The sequence below is a fragment of the Terrabacter sp. FW104-15G4B genome, assembly GCF_058790095.1.
This window is the reverse complement of the sequence record NZ_JBYTCI010000001.1, coordinates 41,806-57,195: the sequence shown is the minus strand read 5'-3', so window position 1 is coordinate 57,195 and position 15,390 is coordinate 41,806. Positions and strand designations below refer to the sequence as shown.

General features: G+C 72.0%; 18 protein-coding genes. 10 read left to right on the top strand and 8 right to left on the bottom strand.

Features of this window, described 5'->3' with window-relative positions:
* Nucleotides 1-45: 45 nt before the first annotated feature.
* From AC3WRT_RS00275 to AC3WRT_RS00265, 3 genes are read left to right on the top strand one after another with little or no spacing between them, the layout of a single operon-like run.
* Complete coding sequence (locus AC3WRT_RS00275) at nucleotides 46-726, top strand: biotin transporter BioY (RefSeq protein ID WP_492717737.1); 681 nt, start codon at nucleotides 46-48, stop codon at nucleotides 724-726.
* Nucleotides 727-733: 7 nt separating this feature from the next.
* Nucleotides 734-1,444: an energy-coupling factor ABC transporter ATP-binding protein gene (locus tag AC3WRT_RS00270; RefSeq protein WP_492717735.1), complete on the top strand. Its 711-nt coding sequence runs from the start codon at nucleotides 734-736 to the stop codon at nucleotides 1,442-1,444.
* Complete coding sequence (locus AC3WRT_RS00265; RefSeq protein WP_492717732.1) at nucleotides 1,441-2,112, top strand: CbiQ family ECF transporter T component; 672 nt, start codon at nucleotides 1,441-1,443, stop codon at nucleotides 2,110-2,112. Before AC3WRT_RS00270 ends, AC3WRT_RS00265 begins: the two co-directional genes overlap by 4 nt.
* 27 nt (nucleotides 2,113-2,139) lie before the next feature.
* On the opposite strand, the gene AC3WRT_RS00260 is transcribed toward AC3WRT_RS00265, so the two are convergent.
* Nucleotides 2,140-3,435 carry an HD-GYP domain-containing protein gene (locus AC3WRT_RS00260; protein WP_492717729.1) on the bottom strand — a complete coding sequence of 432 codons (1,296 nt, stop codon included), beginning with the start codon at nucleotides 3,433-3,435 and terminating at the stop codon, nucleotides 2,140-2,142.
* Nucleotides 3,432-4,406, bottom strand: a complete 975-nt coding sequence (locus AC3WRT_RS00255; protein WP_492717727.1) for an HD-GYP domain-containing protein — start codon at nucleotides 4,404-4,406, stop codon at nucleotides 3,432-3,434. The genes AC3WRT_RS00260 and AC3WRT_RS00255 overlap by 4 nt, the downstream gene beginning before the upstream one ends.
* Here AC3WRT_RS00255 and AC3WRT_RS00250 point away from each other — a divergent pair.
* On the top strand, nucleotides 4,405-4,578 hold the full coding sequence (locus tag AC3WRT_RS00250) for a hypothetical protein (RefSeq protein WP_492717725.1): 174 nt from the start codon (nucleotides 4,405-4,407) through the stop codon (nucleotides 4,576-4,578). The two genes, AC3WRT_RS00255 and AC3WRT_RS00250, sit on opposite strands and share 2 nt — an antisense overlap.
* A gap of 612 nt (nucleotides 4,579-5,190) precedes the next feature.
* On the top strand, nucleotides 5,191-5,265 hold the full coding sequence (locus AC3WRT_RS00245) for a 50S ribosomal protein bL37 (RefSeq protein WP_369791897.1): 75 nt from the start codon (nucleotides 5,191-5,193) through the stop codon (nucleotides 5,263-5,265).
* A 93-nt stretch (nucleotides 5,266-5,358) separates the two neighbouring features.
* Here AC3WRT_RS00245 and rsrA read toward each other — a convergent pair whose 3' ends face one another.
* Genes rsrA through AC3WRT_RS00225 form a run of 4 tightly spaced genes read right to left on the bottom strand, consistent with a single transcriptional unit; the run spans nucleotide 5,359 to nucleotide 7,998 of the window.
* Nucleotides 5,359-5,658 carry a mycothiol system anti-sigma-R factor gene (gene rsrA / locus AC3WRT_RS00240; protein ID WP_492717723.1) on the bottom strand — a complete coding sequence of 100 codons (300 nt, stop codon included), beginning with the start codon at nucleotides 5,656-5,658 and terminating at the stop codon, nucleotides 5,359-5,361.
* Nucleotides 5,655-6,497 carry a sigma-70 family RNA polymerase sigma factor gene (locus AC3WRT_RS00235; protein ID WP_492717720.1) on the bottom strand — a complete coding sequence of 281 codons (843 nt, stop codon included), beginning with the start codon at nucleotides 6,495-6,497 and terminating at the stop codon, nucleotides 5,655-5,657. Before AC3WRT_RS00235 ends, rsrA begins: the two co-directional genes overlap by 4 nt.
* Nucleotides 6,498-6,514: 17 nt before the next feature.
* Nucleotides 6,515-7,156, bottom strand: coding sequence for an alpha/beta hydrolase family protein (locus tag AC3WRT_RS00230; RefSeq protein WP_492717718.1), 642 nt, complete (start codon nucleotides 7,154-7,156; stop codon nucleotides 6,515-6,517).
* Nucleotides 7,153-7,998: an SOS response-associated peptidase gene (locus AC3WRT_RS00225; protein ID WP_492717716.1), complete on the bottom strand. Its 846-nt coding sequence runs from the start codon at nucleotides 7,996-7,998 to the stop codon at nucleotides 7,153-7,155. Before AC3WRT_RS00225 ends, AC3WRT_RS00230 begins: the two co-directional genes overlap by 4 nt.
* 166 nt (nucleotides 7,999-8,164) lie before the next feature.
* Between AC3WRT_RS00225 and AC3WRT_RS00220 the strand changes: the two genes are divergently transcribed.
* The 5 genes from AC3WRT_RS00220 (at nucleotide 8,165) to AC3WRT_RS00200 (ending at nucleotide 12,599) form a co-directional block, all read left to right on the top strand.
* Nucleotides 8,165-8,695: a DoxX family membrane protein gene (locus AC3WRT_RS00220; protein WP_492717714.1), complete on the top strand. Its 531-nt coding sequence runs from the start codon at nucleotides 8,165-8,167 to the stop codon at nucleotides 8,693-8,695.
* 91 nt (nucleotides 8,696-8,786) lie between these two features.
* Nucleotides 8,787-10,082 (top strand): 3-phosphoshikimate 1-carboxyvinyltransferase, encoded by a 1,296-nt coding sequence (gene aroA / locus AC3WRT_RS00215; protein WP_492717712.1) that lies wholly within the window; start codon nucleotides 8,787-8,789, stop codon nucleotides 10,080-10,082.
* Entirely contained in the window at nucleotides 10,079-11,122 is a 1,044-nt protein-coding gene (rsgA, locus tag AC3WRT_RS00210) for a ribosome small subunit-dependent GTPase A (protein ID WP_492717710.1), read from the top strand. Before aroA ends, rsgA begins: the two co-directional genes overlap by 4 nt.
* A gap of 56 nt (nucleotides 11,123-11,178) precedes the next feature.
* Nucleotides 11,179-11,979, top strand: coding sequence for a histidinol-phosphatase (gene hisN / locus AC3WRT_RS00205; protein WP_492717708.1), 801 nt, complete (start codon nucleotides 11,179-11,181; stop codon nucleotides 11,977-11,979).
* 35 nt (nucleotides 11,980-12,014) lie between these two features.
* Nucleotides 12,015-12,599 carry a GNAT family N-acetyltransferase gene (locus AC3WRT_RS00200; RefSeq protein WP_492717706.1) on the top strand — a complete coding sequence of 195 codons (585 nt, stop codon included), beginning with the start codon at nucleotides 12,015-12,017 and terminating at the stop codon, nucleotides 12,597-12,599.
* 30 nt (nucleotides 12,600-12,629) lie between these two features.
* Here the strand turns inward: AC3WRT_RS00200 and AC3WRT_RS00195 are convergent, their stop codons facing one another.
* Together AC3WRT_RS00195 and AC3WRT_RS00190 are read right to left on the bottom strand one after the other, a co-directional pair.
* Nucleotides 12,630-14,018, bottom strand: coding sequence for a M16 family metallopeptidase (locus AC3WRT_RS00195; protein WP_492717704.1), 1,389 nt, complete (start codon nucleotides 14,016-14,018; stop codon nucleotides 12,630-12,632).
* Entirely contained in the window at nucleotides 14,015-15,310 is a 1,296-nt protein-coding gene (locus AC3WRT_RS00190; RefSeq protein WP_492717702.1) for a M16 family metallopeptidase, read from the bottom strand. Before AC3WRT_RS00190 ends, AC3WRT_RS00195 begins: the two co-directional genes overlap by 4 nt.
* Between the last annotated feature and the right edge of the window lie 80 nt (nucleotides 15,311-15,390).

The window sequence follows — 15,390 nt, the reverse complement described above, 5'->3', positions numbered from 1 at the left end:
CCATAGTGACCAGGGGCTCCGATCCGCCCCGGTAGGGTCTGGCCCGTGAGTCACAACACGCCCGCACACAGCGGGGTCCCGTCCGCTCGGTCAGCGGCTGTCGAGCCCGTCGCCACCGCCGCCGCTCCTGACCGGACGCCAGCCCGTGGCGTCGACGCCCAGTCGGTTGCGCTGGTGGCCGTCTTCACGGCCCTGCTCGTGGCTGCGGCGGTCGTGCCGGGCGTACCTGTCGGCGGTTTCGGTGTGCCGATCACCCTGCAGACCCTCGCGGTCGTGCTCACCGGACTGGTCCTGGGACCCGCCCGCGGCGGCGTCGCCGTCGCCGTCTACCTGCTCCTCGGACTCGTCGGGCTGCCGGTGTTCAGCAGGGGCCAGTCGGGCCTGCAGGTGCTCGCCGGACCGACCGGCGGCTACCTCGTCTCCTTCCTCCTGGCCGCCGTCGTCGTCGGAGCCGGCGCCCGGACCGTCGTCCGGCGCACGCGCCAGACCTCCTGGGTGCCGCTCCTGGTCGCCGCGTCCTTCCTCACGACGGTCGCGGTCGTCCACGTGCTCGGCGTGCTGGGGCTCATGGTCAACCTGAGGCTCCCGCTGTCCGCCGCGATCACGGCTGACCTTCCGTTCCTGCCGGGCGACCTGCTCAAGGACGTCCTGGCCGTCGTGGCGGCGGTCGCGGTGCACCGCGCCTTTCCCGACGTGCTCGTCCGCCCGCGCCGACCGCGTACGTGAGCCCTGCGTGACGGAGGTCCACCTGGACGCGGCCACGGTCACGGTGCCGGTCGACCGCCCCGGCGAACGACCGCACCGCGCGATCCTCGGACCGGTCGACCTGCATCTCACCGAGCCACGGGTCACCGTCATCGGTGCGAACGGGTCGGGCAAGTCGACCCTGCTGCGCCTGCTCAACGGGCTCGTCACCCCCACATCAGGGTCCGTGACCGTCGACGGGCTCGACACCGTCCGGCAGGGACCGCGCGTGCGCCGAAGGGTCGCCTTCGCCTTCACCGACCCGCTCTCCCAGCTCGTCATGCCCACCGGCCGGGAGGACGTCGAGCTGTCGCTGCGACGCGTGCACCGGTCGCGGGCGGACCGCCGTCGCGAGGCCGAGCGCGTGCTCACGCGTTTCGGGCTGACACACCTGGCCGACCAGAGCGTCTACGACCTGTCGGGCGGGGAACGCCAGCTGATGGCCCTTGCGGTCGTGCTCGCGACCGACCCGGGGCTGCTCGTCCTCGACGAGCCGACGACGCTGCTGGACCGCCGCAACACGCTGCGGCTGCGTGAGCTGCTCGAGTCCCTGCCCCAGTCGGTCGTGCTGGCCACCCATGACCTCGAGCTGGCACTGTCCGGGGACCGCACCCTCGTGGTCGACGCCGGGCGGGTGGTCTTCGACGGCGCCCCGGCCGAGGCGGTGCAGCACTACGTGAGGCTGGTCGACGGGACATGACGAGCGCGGGCCTGTTCGCCGCACACATCCCCGGCACGTCCGTCGTGCACCGAACGCCGTTGTGGCTCAAGCTCATCGGGGTCCTTGCGGTGGGCGTCTCACCCTGGCTGGCTCGGTCAGTGTGGCCTCTGGCGCTGGTGACGGTCGCCCTGACGGGGCTCGTGCTGCTCGCCCGGCTGCCCCTGCGACGACTGCTGCGGTCACTGCGCGGCCTGCTGCCGGTTCTGCTCGTGCTGCTCGCCTTCCAGTGGTGGTCACGGGACCTGGCGTATGCCGTCCGCGTCCTTCTCGGGATCGTCAACGCCGTGGTCGCGGCCGGCATCCTCACCGCGACGACCCCGGTCAACGACCTGCTCGACGGGGCCGTCCGTGCCGCTGGGCCCGTGCGTCGGTTCGTCGACCCGGAGGTGGTGGCGCTCACCCTCGGCGTGGTGGTGCGCTCGGTTCCGTGGGTTGCAGGGTCCTTCTCGAGCGTGCGGGAGTCGGCCAGGGCCCGGGGCCTGGACCGAAGCCCCAGGGCCGTCGTCGTGCCGACCGTGGTGCACATCGTGGCCTTCGCCCGGTCGACCGGTGAGGCGCTGGCGGCTCGGGGACTCACCGACACCGCCGACGGGGCCCACCGCGACGCTCCTGGCCCGGACGAGGGCGGGAGCGGCGCGCCACGCTGATCGAGCGCTGGGGGCCGGGAGACGCCCTCAGGCGTTTGCGGGGGCGGTGTCGATCGACTTGAGCAGGGCGTCGACGACCCGGGGGTCGTACTCGTAGCCGAGCCCGAGGTAGATCCGCTCCACGGCGGCCTCACGCGCCCGCACGCTCCGCGCGCCGGCAGTGAGGTCCTCGTAGGCGTTGACGACCTTCACGATCCGGCTGGTGAGGGGGATCTCCTCCCCCAGCTCGCGGACCTGGCGGTACGGGGTCGTCTGGTGCTCGAGGATGTGCGCCACACCGTCCAGGACGCCGGTCTCGCGGACGATCGCGACGGTGTCGGCCTCGATGCGCCGCTGGTCGGCGGGAGCAGCCAGCACGGTGGCACCACCCGGGATGGGCTCGACCAGGGCCACCTGCCCGATGTCGTGCAGCAGGGCGGCGTACTCGAGGTCGAGCAGCTCACGCTCGGAGAGGCCGAGCTCGCGCCCCACCCGCACCGACAGCGCGGCGACGCGCTCGGAGTGCCCGGACGGGGTGTAGCCGGCGGCATCGGTCAGGCGAGAGAGGGTGCGAATGCTCTGGAGGTAGGTCGCGCGGATGCTGACGTAACGGCGGAAGGCGAAGAGCGTCAGCACCAGCGGGATCAGGAAGAGCGGCAGGGCCGCGATGCCCAGTGGCGGGGCGGCGAGGGCGATGAGGACGCCCGTGACTGCCACCGCGATGGACAGGGCGAGGGACGAACGCAGCTCCTCGACGAAGATCCGACGCACGTCGACCCGAGCGGTCAGCCCGCGCAGCAGGGAGGTGAAGAGGGCGTCGGTCACGAGCGCCAGCAGACAGATCCCCAGCAGCAGGACGGCGTGCAGCCACGGCGGGTTGGACGTGTCGGGCGCCGAGGACCCGGGACGCTGACCCAGCACGGCGACCCGGTAGACCAGAGTGACCACGACGATGGCCACGAACCGACCGACGGCGTCGACGACGCTGGTGTCGCGCCGAGCGGCGACGCGGACCGTCGTGCCCAGGGCCATGGAGGTCGCCGTGACCGCGAGCACGAAGGGAGCGCCGTAGGGAAGGTGATTCTCCCCCGGCAGCTCGGTGGTCAGCGCGAGCCCGAAGGCCGCCGCCATCGCGATGGGTGATGCCTCGCGGAAGCCTGGTGCGGAGATGTGGAACCACTCGCCGAGGATGATCGTGACGCCGAACACGACGGCGACCCAGATCGCCAGCTGGTCGTGCCACGACGGGACGTCTCCGGTCTGGATCGCCACGACGACGAGGACCAGGAGGGCCACGACGCCGAACACACCGGCCAGCGGCTCCCGGCGTAGGGCCCCGTTCACGAGGCGACCTCAGCGGGCACGGACGCCGGCCAGCCGTGCTTCTCGAGGGCCGCGACGGCCGCTGCCACGACGTCGGGGTCGAAGCGCCCGGCGTCCGACCCCAGTCGACGCGCCACCTCGGGGACCGTCACGACCGGTGCGGCCTCGGCCGAGCGCACGACCTCCTCGACCGCCGTGGTGACGGCGACGATGCGGGCCGCGATGGGGATGTCCGGACCAGTGAGGCCATCAGGTCGCCCCTGGCCGTCCACACGCTCGTGCTGGTGACGGATGCCGGACCGCGCGTCCTCGAGGAAGTCGATGCCCTCGATCATGCGCGCGCCCACGACGCAGTGGCCGTCGATCACGCGGCGTTCGGTCTGGCTCAAGCTCTCCGGAGCGCGGCGCAGCAACCGCGTGGCGACGCCGAGGTGGCCGATCTCGTGAAGGGTGGCGGCGTAGCGGACGGTGCCGATCTGGCCGGGTGTCAGGCCCAGCTCTTCGGCGATCCACTCGGCCAGGGCCGCAGCCCGCCGACTGCGGTCGACGGCTGCGGGCTCCTTCGTCCCGAGGGCGGTGACCAGGGTGTCCACCGTGCGTTCGTGGGAGCGCAGCTCCTCGCCGTACTGGACGAAGGCCCAGCGGGCGGCAAGCAGCGGGATCAGGACGAGCAGGGCGCTGAACGCGCCGAGGCCCGCCGGGTACCAGAGGATGACGAAGAGCAGACCGATGATGCCGTAGCCGACGTAGGCGACGCCGGAGCCACTGAGGACGCGGCGCAGCTGGATCCAGAAGGGGACGCCCTGGTCGAAGTGGATGACACCGGACAGCATGGCCGCGTTGAGCAGGCAGGCGACGACATCCGCCGCGAGGAGCGGCCAGCCCAGGTGGCGAGCGAGCCCAAAAGGGTCCATTCCCATCGTCCCAGAGCCTTCGACCCCGCCCAGCATCGCGTACACCCAGGCACTCGTTGCCCCGACGAGGCCACTCATGGCGGCGTTGAACATCGTCGCAGTCCATCTCGGTTGCCGCCTGTCGATGAGCATCGAGATGCTGCCTACGACCCAGGCGCCGAGCGTGCCGACGATAGCCGCCGACGCGACCAGGATGATGGACAAGAAGGAGAAGCTGACGCGTAATCCGACGTCGGGCTCGCGGATCTGAAAACTGAGGATCCCCATCAAGCACAACAGCACCAGAGGCCCGGGGTCCGGCCGACTGGCTGTGAACCACAAGAACACGCCGGTCAGGAGCGACCCGGCGATAACGGTGGTGAGGTAGGCGGGCAACCACGGTGACCGGCTACTCGCGGCTGGAACCTGGCTCACGTCGTCCACGGTAGTGCGACGGCGCCACGGACGCTGTGCGTCCGTGGCGCCGTCGAAAGTCTTTCGCTCAGCCGCCCCATCCCCAGATGCTGCTGAACGCGAGGACGGCCCGCGAGGCGTAGTCGGTGGATGCGAGGGCCGAAAGCAGGGCAGCGAACATGTGGGGGCTCCTTGGTTACATGGATGTTCCGGATGCGTGCGCCATGGAGGGGCGGCATTGCTGCGGCAGCACAGAACAACTGAGGTTTCCCTCAGGGGTCACAATGCCTTGAGTGGCTGGCGCACGGAAGCAGACCCGGCCATATTGGACGGATCTATACAAAGATTTTAAGGTCTGCAGACCATCCCTGCGACCAGATTGGGCGCAACACGTCCGGTGTGGAAGAATTGCCACTTCGTGTGCCGCATCGGCCTCGAGACCACTGTACGACCCACCAAGGAGCCGACGATGAGCAAGCGCGCCCGCAAGCGCCGCTCCCGCAAGGGCAACGCCGCCAACCACGGCCGCAAGCCCAACGCCTGAGCCGCAGACGTCAAAGGCCCGCACCCGATCACTCGGGGCGGGCCTTCGTCGTACCTGGTCGCGGGGACGGCTCCCGGTCTGGCTCCGTGGCTCTCAGTGGCCCTCGACCTGGATGACGGTCATCGAGATGCGCGACATGATCGTCAGCCGGAGTGTCTCTGGCGCTTGCTCGGACTCGCAGGAGCGCTTGATGAGCGACTTCAGCGTGGTGTCGAGGTCGTACTCCTTGAGGCACGGCCCGCACTCGTCGAGGTGTGCCTGGATCTTGGCGCACTCGTCGGGACCCAGCTCGCCGTCGAGGTACTCGTAGACACGCAGGAGCGCCTCCGAGCAGTCGGTACGGCTCCCCTCGGGCTCCGGGGCAACCGGTCCATCCGTCGTGTGGTCGTTCACGACCGGCCTCCTTCCGTGCCCGCGCCGTCGGACGCGCCGGCCGCGACGAAACCACGCTCAGCGGCATACCCCGAGAGCAGCTCGCGCAGCTGGCGCCGGCCGCGGTGCAGGCGGCTCATGACGGTGCCGATGGGCGTCTCCATGATCTCGGCGATCTCCTTGTAGGAGTAGCCCTCCACGTCGGCGAAGTACACCGCGAGGCGGAACTCCTCGGGGATCGACTGCAGGGCTCGCTTCACGTCGCTGTCGGGCAGGTGGTCGAGCGCCTCCGCCTCGGCGGAGCGCAGTCCGACGGAGGTGTGCGACTCCGCGCGCGCCAGCTGGTAGTCCTCGATCTGGGCAGCGTCCGACTCGAGCGGCTGACGCTGCTTCTTGCGGTAGCTGTTGATGTAGGTGTTGGTGAGGATGCGGTACATCCACGCCTTGAGGTTGGTGCCCGGCTTGTACTGGTGGAAGGCGGCGTATGCCTTTGCGAACGTCTCCTGGACGAGGTCCTCGGCGTCGCTCGGGTTGCGGGTGGTGCGCAGCGCCGCGCTGTAGAGCTGGTCCAGCAGCGGCATCGCCTCGCGCTCGAAGCGCGCCCGACGGTCGGGCTCACTCTCGCTCGACACGTCGACGGACGCGTCGGCGCGCGCGACGTCCTCGAGGTCGGTGCTCGGGGAGGTACTGGTGCCGGTGCTCTGGTCGGTGCTCGGGTCGGCGAGCCGCAGGGTCGCGCCGGGATCGGTCTTCTTGTCCTTTGCCATCGCCTCCCAGCCTAGACCGGTGGGCGTGAGCCGACCGCTTGCGGCCGGCGCGATCGTGAGGCTCTCGGGCACTCGGGTGGGGCAGATGACCATGCCCGCTTCAACGACACCTAGCCGGGGAGCATTCCCGCGATCGTCGTGACCGCCTCGGTAAGGGCGCTGCGCGAGCCCTTCGGGAAGCTGTGGGCGCCGGGTACCTCGAGGAGCATGGCGCCGGTCGGCAGGTGGGGGCGCACCTCGTCCGGCGTCCCGAAAGCGTCGGAGCTGCCCTGCACCACCCAGCAGGGGTCGGGCGCAAGGGCCAGCTCGTGGGCGCGCAACGTGTCGGGCCGGCCGGGCGGGTGCAGGGGAAAGCTGAGCAGCAGGGCGGCGTCGGCCTCGAGCGGTCCTGCCGTGCGGCAGGCGACGCGGGCGCCGGCGCTGCGCCCGCCGAGGACGAGGGGGCGCGGCAGGCGGCCGCGCCCACCCAGCAGCGCCTCGACCACCGGCACCCACGCCGCGTCGAGCGTGGGCGGACGTCCGGCCACCCGCCGTCCGGCGACCAGCCAGGGCTGCTCGACGAGCACCACGGCCCAGCCGGCGCCCGCGAGGACCTCTCGCGCGATCTCGAGGTCGAGAGCGTGCAGCCCTCCCCCGGCTCCGTGGCCGAGCACGACGGTGCCGCGCGCACGGGCCGGTCGCTGCACGTGGGCCCGCGCCGGACCTCCCGGCGTGTCGATCACTCGGACCGTGTCGCGGACGGGAGCGCTCACCCGCCGACCAGCTCGCCGGTCATCGGGTCGACGACGCCCTCGAGCTCCGACTCCGGGACCGGCGCCAGCAGGCCGGGGCCGTTGTTGCTCGTCGCGCCGACGGACCGGCTCACCGGGTAGGCCTCGAAACGGCCGGGCGCCGCGAAGTCGAGGACGCTCTGGACCCAGCCCGGGTCCTTCTCGTCGGGGTCGAGCCACTGCCCCCACTGCTCGCGCTCAAGGACGAGCGGCTGGCGGTCGTGAATGGGGTCCATGCCGGGATCGGCCGCGGTCGTGATGATGGTGAAGGTCGTGAGCCAGGCCGCCGGGTCGCCCTCCGGCAGCTCACGGTCGCGCCAGAACTCGTAGAGCCCGGCGAAGGCGACCGGGTCCCCGTCGGCCCGGTGGATGAAGAAGGGCTGCTTGCGCGGCTTGCCCTTGGCGTCGACCGCGGTCGGCGAGGCCTGCCACTCGTACCACCCGTCGGCCGGCACGAGGCAGCGGCGGGCGAGCGCCGCCTTGGCGAAGGCGCCCTTGCCCAGGACCGACTCGGCCCGCGCGTTGGTCATCCGCAGCCCCATCTTGACGTCCTTGGACCACGCCGGCACCAGGCCCCACGTCAGCAGGCGCAGCTGGCGCGTGGGCTCGACGTCCTCAGCCGCGCCGTCGTCGCCTCGCGGCCGGCGGGCGAGCACGACGGGCGCCTGCTTGGAGGGCGCCATGTTCCAGTCGGGCTCGCCTGCAGGCGGGGCCTGCGGGCTCTTCAGCACACTCCGAGCCGGCTCCTCGGTGTGGTCCTCGTCGACGTCGAAGGCCTCGATGAGCTCGTCGGGCCGCGCGCTCGCGGCATACCTCCCGCACATGCGGCACAGCGTATGCCGCGTGCGCCGTGCGGGGGCACGACGCCCGACACGTCGTCCACCCGGGCGGCGGCTCCCGCCGCCGGGGTATGTCGATACCGTAGGTGTCCACAGGCCCACGATGGCCACGGCGTGCCCCGGCCCGCCGCGCGCCAGAGGAGGAAATCGCATGCTCGTCCGCCGTCTCGCCCGTCCGCTGCTCGCGTCCGTCTTCGTCGCGGCAGGGGCTGAAGCGCTGCGCAACCCCGCAGCGCGCACCGACCAGGCCGCCCACCTGCTCCAGAAGGTGCCCGGACAGGTCCCGGGGGCCGAGGTCGCCGCCAAGGACCCCGACCTCTTCGTCCGCGTGAACGGGGCGGCGCTGCTCGGCGGTGGACTGCTGCTCGCCACCGGTCGCCTGCCCAGGCTGGCCTCGACGCTGCTGGCCGCGTCGGTCGTTCCGACGACCGCGATCGAGCACGCTTTCTGGGAGGAGTCCGACCCGGCCCGCAAGTCGCAGAGCCGCAGCCTCTTCCTCAAGAACGTCGGACTGCTCGGTGGAGTGCTCCTCGCGGCCGTCGACACGGAGGGCAAGCCAGGTCTGGCCTGGCGCGCCCAGCACGCCACGAAGACGACGCGCCGCGAGGCCCGTCGTGCCCAGCGGACCGCGAAGCGTGAGGCGCGCCTGCTGGCGCATCGAGCCCAGGACGTCGTGAGCTGACTTGAGTCGCGCCGAGCCATCGCCCCATCCCTCGTCGCCGACGGCGGCCGCGCCACCCGCCACCTCCGCTGAGGCCGACTGGCCGGCACCGGTGGCCACGGAACCTCTGGACTCGACCGTCGTGCTCCCTGGGAGCAAGTCGCTGACGAACCGCTACCTCGTCCTGGCCGCACTCGCCGGCGACCGTTCACGCCTGCGGGCGCCGTTGCGGTCGCGCGACACGCTGCTCATGGCGGAGGCCCTGCGATCGCTGGGCGTACGCATCGACGACGTCGCGACCGAGGGCGAGTCGGCGGCCGGCGGGGACCTCGACTGGGTGATCACGCCGCCCGAGCGGCTGCGCGGCGACGTCTCGGTCGACTGCGGGCTGGCCGGCACGGTGATGCGCTTCCTGCCGGCCGTGGCCGCCCTGGCCGAGGGTCCCGTCCGGCTCGACGGCGACCCGCAGGCCCGCGTGCGGCCGATGGGGCCGGTCATCGACGCGCTGCGCGCGCTCGGCGCCGACGTCGACGACGATGCCGGGCACCTGCCCCTCACGGTCAACGGGCGGGGACGCGTACGCGGCGGCGCGGTGACGATGGACGCCTCCGCCTCCTCGCAGTACATCTCGGCGCTGCTGCTCGCCGGCGCGCGCTACGACGACGGGGTCACCGTCCACCACGACGGCAAACCGGTGCCCAGCGAGCCGCACATCCTGATGACCGTCGAGACGCTGCGCGACGCGGGCGCCGTCGTCGACGACAGCGAGCCGAACACGTGGCGGGTGGAGCCGTCAGAGATCAACGCGCTCGACGTGTCGGTCGAGCCGGACCTGTCCAACGCCGGGCCCTTCGTGGCGGCCGCGCTCGTCGCCGGGGGCACGGTGCACGTACCCGGCTGGCCGCAGCACACCACCCAGGCGGGCGACCTGCTGCGCGAGATCCTCGACACGATGGGCGCCGACGTGCGCCTCGACCGGTCCGGGCTGACCGTCGTCGGCAGCGGGGAGCTCGTCGGCATCGACATCGACCTGCACGACGCGGCCGAGCTGACCCCCACGGTGGCAGCCCTGGCAGCGTTGGCCTCGACTCCCACCTGGATCCGCGGTGTGGCCCACATCCGTGGCCACGAGACCGACCGCCTGGCCGCGCTGACCACCGAGCTCGGGCGCGTGGGATCCCACGTCACCGAGACCGAGGACGGCCTGCGCATCTCGCCGGCACCCTTGCACGGCGGGCGTTTCCGCAGCTACCACGACCACCGCATGGCCACCGCCGGAGCCATCCTCGGCCTCCGGGTGCCGGGCATCGAAGTAGAGGACATCGGCACGACCCGCAAGACGCTGCCCGACTTCGTCGGCCTCTGGCGCGGGATGCTGGAGCGTGCCGACCTGGTGCTGCCGCGATGAGCTGGCGGGACCTCGACGAGGGGGACGTCCGGGTCCGCCCGAGCCGCAAGGGTTCTCGCCCGCGCACCAAGGAGCGCCCAGCCCACGCCGACGCGGTGGTGGCCATGGTGATCGGCGTCGACCGGGGGCGCTACACGTGCCTCATCCCCCGGGGCTCGCTCGGCAAGAAGGAGCCGGAGCGCGTCGTCACGGCGATGAAGGCCCGGGAGATCGGGCGCACCAGGGTCGTCGTCGGCGACGACGTCGCGCTCGTGGGCGACCTCGCGGGAGGACCGGACGCGCTGGCGCGCATCGTGCGCATCGAGGAACGCCGCTCGGTGCTGCGCCGCACGGCCGACGACACGGACCCCTTCGAGCGGATCATCGTCGCCAACGCCGACCAGCTCGTCATCGTCACGGCGCTCGCCGACCCCGAGCCGCGGCCCCGGATGGTCGACCGGTGCCTCGTGGCGGCCTACGACGCCGACCTCGAGCCGCTGCTCGCTCTCACGAAGGCCGACCTCGTCGACCCCGCCGACTTTCTCGCGCACTACACACCGCTCGAGGTCGACCACGTCGTCACCTCCTGGAAGGACGGCGACTTCTCGGGCCTCGACGAGCTGCGCGCCAAGCTCTCCGGCAAGGTATCCGTCCTCGTCGGGCACTCGGGCGTCGGCAAGAGCACCCTCGTCAACGGTCTCGTCCCGGGGGCCCTGCGCGCCACCGGAATCGTCAACGACACCACCGGCCGGGGCAGGCACACCTCGACGAACGCCGTCGCCCTCCGGCTGCGCAGTCCGGACGGTTCGGACGACGGCTGGGTCATCGACACGCCGGGCATCCGCTCGTTCGGCCTCGCGCACATCGACGTCGACCACATCATCGACCACTTCCCGGACCTTGCCGCGGGCACCGACAACTGCCCCCGCGGCTGCACCCACGACGAGGAGGAGTGCGCCCTGGACGCCTGGGTCGCCGAGGGCCACGCCGGCCCGGCGGGCGCGTCCCGGCTCACCTCCCTGCGCCGCCTGCTGTCGAGCAGGTCGGGCGAGGAGTACTGAACGGCACACGGCATCCGCGGTGCCATGGTCCGGGAGGCTGCCGCTAGGTTGACCCGGTGACCTCCTTCGACGACGACCTCCGTCTCGCCCACGTCCTCGCCGATGCCGTCGAGCGCGTGACCATGGCCCGGTTTCGGGCCGCCGACCTCGTCGTCGAGAGCAAGCCCGACCTGACCCCGGTCACCGACGCCGACCGCGCCGCGGAGGAGCTGATCCGCGCCCAGCTGGGGCGTACCCGTCCGCGGGACGCCGTCCAGGGCGAGGAGTTCGACACAACAGGACACGGCCGGCGCCGCTGGATCGTCGACCCGATCGACGGCACGAAGAACTTCGTCCGCGGCGTGCCGGTCTGGGCCACACTCATCGGACTCGTCGTCGACGAAACGCCCGTGCTGGGACTCGTCGCGGCTCCGGCACTGCAGCGCCGCTGGTGGGCGGCGACCGGGTCCGGCGCGTGGACCGGCCGGTCGCTGTCGTCCGCCCGCCGCATGGCCGTCTCGCAGGTGGGCCGCCTCGGCGACGCCTCCCTGTCGTACTCCTCGCTCTCCGGTTGGCGCGTGCGTGGCCGCCGCGACGACTTCCTCGACCTCATGGACGACTGCTGGCGCACTCGGGCCTACGGTGACTTCTGGTCCTACATGCTCGTCGCCGAGGGAGCCGCGGACATCGCCGCCGAGCCCGAGCTCGCGGTGCACGACATGGCCGCCCTCGTCACGATCGTGCAGGAGGCCGGCGGGCGGTTCACCGGCCTCGACGGCCGGGACGGGTGCTGGAGCGGGAACGCGCTCGCGACCAACGGAACGCTGCACGACGAGGTGCTGTCGCGCATCGGGATGCCGTCTGCCCTGACCGCGTAGTGGGCGGACCGCCCTGCGGGGCATAGCCTTTCGCCATGCGCCCCGATGCAGTCGATGCCCGTGTCCCCCTCCCCGTGCCGGAGGCGAGGGTCCGTCCCGCCGACACTCCCGATGTGCCGGTGCTGGCCGACGTCGCGGCGGCGACCTTCGAGCTGGCGTGCCCTGCGTCGATGGCGAGGGAGCGGGTGGACGCGTTCGTCGCCGAGGTCCTCTCTGCCGAGCGTTTCGCCGGCTATCTCGCCGACCCCGCCCGTCACGTGCTGCTGGCCGAGCGCGACGGGAGCGCGCTCGGCTACGCAATGCTCGTCGCCGGCGAGCCGCACGACGTCGACGTCCGTGCTGCCATCCGGGTGCGTCCGACGGTCGAGCTCTCCAAGATCTACGTCCTGCCGCAGGCGCACGGCACTGGTGCTGCCGCCCTGCTGATGGCGCGGGCCCTCGAGTGGGCGGCCGAGGCGGGCGCGGCGGGGGTCTGGCTGGGCGTCAACCAGCAGAACGAGCGCGCCCAGCGCTTCTACGCCAAGAGCGGCTTCGAGCGGGTCGGCACCAAGCGGTTCCTCGTCGGCGGACAGCACGAGGACGACTACGTCATGGAGCGCGCCGTCGCCCCCCTCCCCTGACCGAGGAGACGGGGCGTCGGGGGCGGGTGCTCAGGGGTCGGTGACGACGGTGACGTCGCCGAGACCGAGCGACTCGATGGCCGCGAGGTGCTCGCTCGCATCGCCGACCACGACGATCGTCCACCCGGCGCCGGGATCACCCGTGCCGATGCCGGCACCTTGGGCGAAGCGAACGTATGCCGTGTCGACCCGGTGGCGGTCGACGGTGGCCAGGTCCCGCAGGTTGGCCGTCGTGAAGTCGGTGGTGCGGCCGTCGAGTGCCATGCCGACCGCCTCGTCCGAGATCGTGTCGGCGGTGGCGTAGCGACCGGGAGCGGTCTTCGAGATGAAGTCGACCCCCGAGCGGACCTCCTTGTCGCGAAAACCGTCCCGGCCGCTCTCGAGGATCTCGACGAGCAGCCGCAGCGACTCGGCCGTGGAGTCGGCGCGCACGGAGCCGGAGGTGAGGAAGACCCCGCCTCGGCGGCGTGGCCGAAAGCTCGACCGGATGCCGTAGGTGTAGCCCTTCTCCTCGCGCAGGACCGCGTCGATCCGCGCGTTCGGCGAGCCGCCGAGGACGAAGCCGAGCACCGGGTACGGCGCCCACCCGCCCTCGACGGAGCGGTCAGGGCCGGGGGCCCCGATGACGAACTCGGTCTGGACCGATCCGGGGCGCGACACCAGCACGATCCGGCCCCGGTCGGGCGCGAGGACGGCGGCGTGCTGCAGGTGGTGCCCACGGTCGCGGGGGCCCTTGGCCCAACCGCCGAGGGCCGCCTCGACGAGCGCCGGCACGTCGAGGCCCTCGAGGTCGCCTGCCACGACGGCGGTCACGCCTGCCGCGACGACGTGCTCGGCGTGGAACGCCGCGACGTCGTCGCGGGTGATGGCGGAGACGGACTCACGGGTGCCCCCGGTGGGGCGCGACGAGCGGTCCTCTGCGGCGTAGAACGTGCGCACGAACTCCAGCCCGGCCCGGTGTGCCGCGACCGAACGCTCCTGCTCGATCTCGGCGATCCGGGTACGGACCTGGCGCGCGACCTCGACCTGCGGAAAGGCCGGCTCGGTGAGGATCTGGCGCAGCAGGTCGAGAGCCGGCTCGAGGTTGCCCTTGACGACGTCGAGGTCGACCGACAGGCCGGCGTCGGCCATGCCGGCGCCGAAGCTCACGCCCTTGCGCTCGAGCAGGCGCGCGAACTCCTCGGCGCTGTGCTTCTCGGTGCCCTCGTCGAGGGTGCGCGCCATGATCGAGGCGACTCCCTCGCGGTCGCGCGGCTCGTCCCGCAGGGAGACAGGCACGCCCAGCCGCACCGACACGACGTACTGGCCGGGGACGTCGTAGGTGATGAGGCGGAGACCGTTGGGCAGCTCGACGGTGTCACCCTCGGGGAACTCCCACGGCTCCGGTGGTGCGACGACGGGGCGGGCAACGGCACTCATGCGGCCTCCTCCGAGTTGTTGGCGGCGTCGGTGAGGTAGCGCACCACGGCGCGCGAGCCCGGATCCAGCCACGCCTGCGCGGCCGCACGGGCCTGATCTGCCGTGACAGCGCGGATCTGGTCGACGAACGCGTTGACGTAGCCCGGGTCGTCGGCGAGAAGGGCGTAGTGACTGATGTGGTCGGCGCGCTCCTCGATGCTTGCCAGGGCGCTGAGCCAGGATCGCTCGGTGTCGGCGATGACCGACTCGAGCTCCGCGGCGTCGGGCCCCTCGGCGATGAAGCGGCGGAGCTCCTCGCAGACGGCCGTCTCGACCTGCTCGACGTCGGCGCCGGCGGACACGTCGACGGTGAAGGTGCCCAGTCCCGAGCCGTCGACCAGACCCATGGTCCAGCCGCCGACCGCGACCGCGGTCTCCTCCGTCCGCACGAGCCGGCGGACGAGTCGCGAGCTGGCGAGCCCGCCGAGGACGTCGACGGCGACCTGGCACGCCAGGTAGTCGGGGGTGCTGTCGACCGGAAGCCGGAAGGAGACGTAGATGCGGTCGTTCGGCACGTCGCCGACCCGGTCGAGCCGCGCCGGCTGCTGCAGCGGCTGCAGCTGTGGGCGGGGCTCGCGGGGGCTCAGCTCGATGGCCGGGAGCGGTCCGAAGTACTTCTCGGCGGCCGCGAAACCCTCCTCGGGCGTCACGTCACCGACGAGCGTGAGGACGGTGTTGTTGGGACCGTAGTGCGCCCGGAAGAACGCATGGACGTCCTCGAGGGTGGCGGCGTCGAGGTCCTCCATCGAGCCGATGGTCGGGTGGTGGTACGGGTGGTCCTCGGGGAAGACGGTCGCGTAGATGTCGATGAGCGCCGCGCCGTAGGGCACGTTGTCGTAGCGTTGGCGCTTCTCCTCCTTGACGACGTCGCGCTGGTTGTCGAGGTTCTCCTGGGTGACCGCGTCGAGGAGGTGGCCGTGCCGGTCGCCCTCGAGCCAGAGCGCGAGCTCCAGGGCGCCGGTCGGCACCGTCTCGAAGTAGTTGGTGCGGTCGAACCACGTCGTCGCGTTGAGCCGCGCACCCTCGTCCATCAGGGCCGAGAAGTGCTCGCCCGAGGCGACGTTGCGGCTGCCCTGGAACATCAGGTGCTCGAAGAGGTGGGCGAATCCGGTGCGGCCCGGGGACTCGTGCCGCGAGCCGACACCGACCCAGAGGTTCACTGCGACGTTGGGCACCGTGTGGTCCTCGCTGACGATGACGCGTAGCCCGTTGGGCAGGCTGCGTTCGGCGAGCGGGTAGGAGATCGCTGTCACGGGCTCGACCCTATGCGACGAAGCCGCGATGATGAGGGGCCGCGCATCACTGCGCCGACCTGGCGGACCCGGAGAACGCC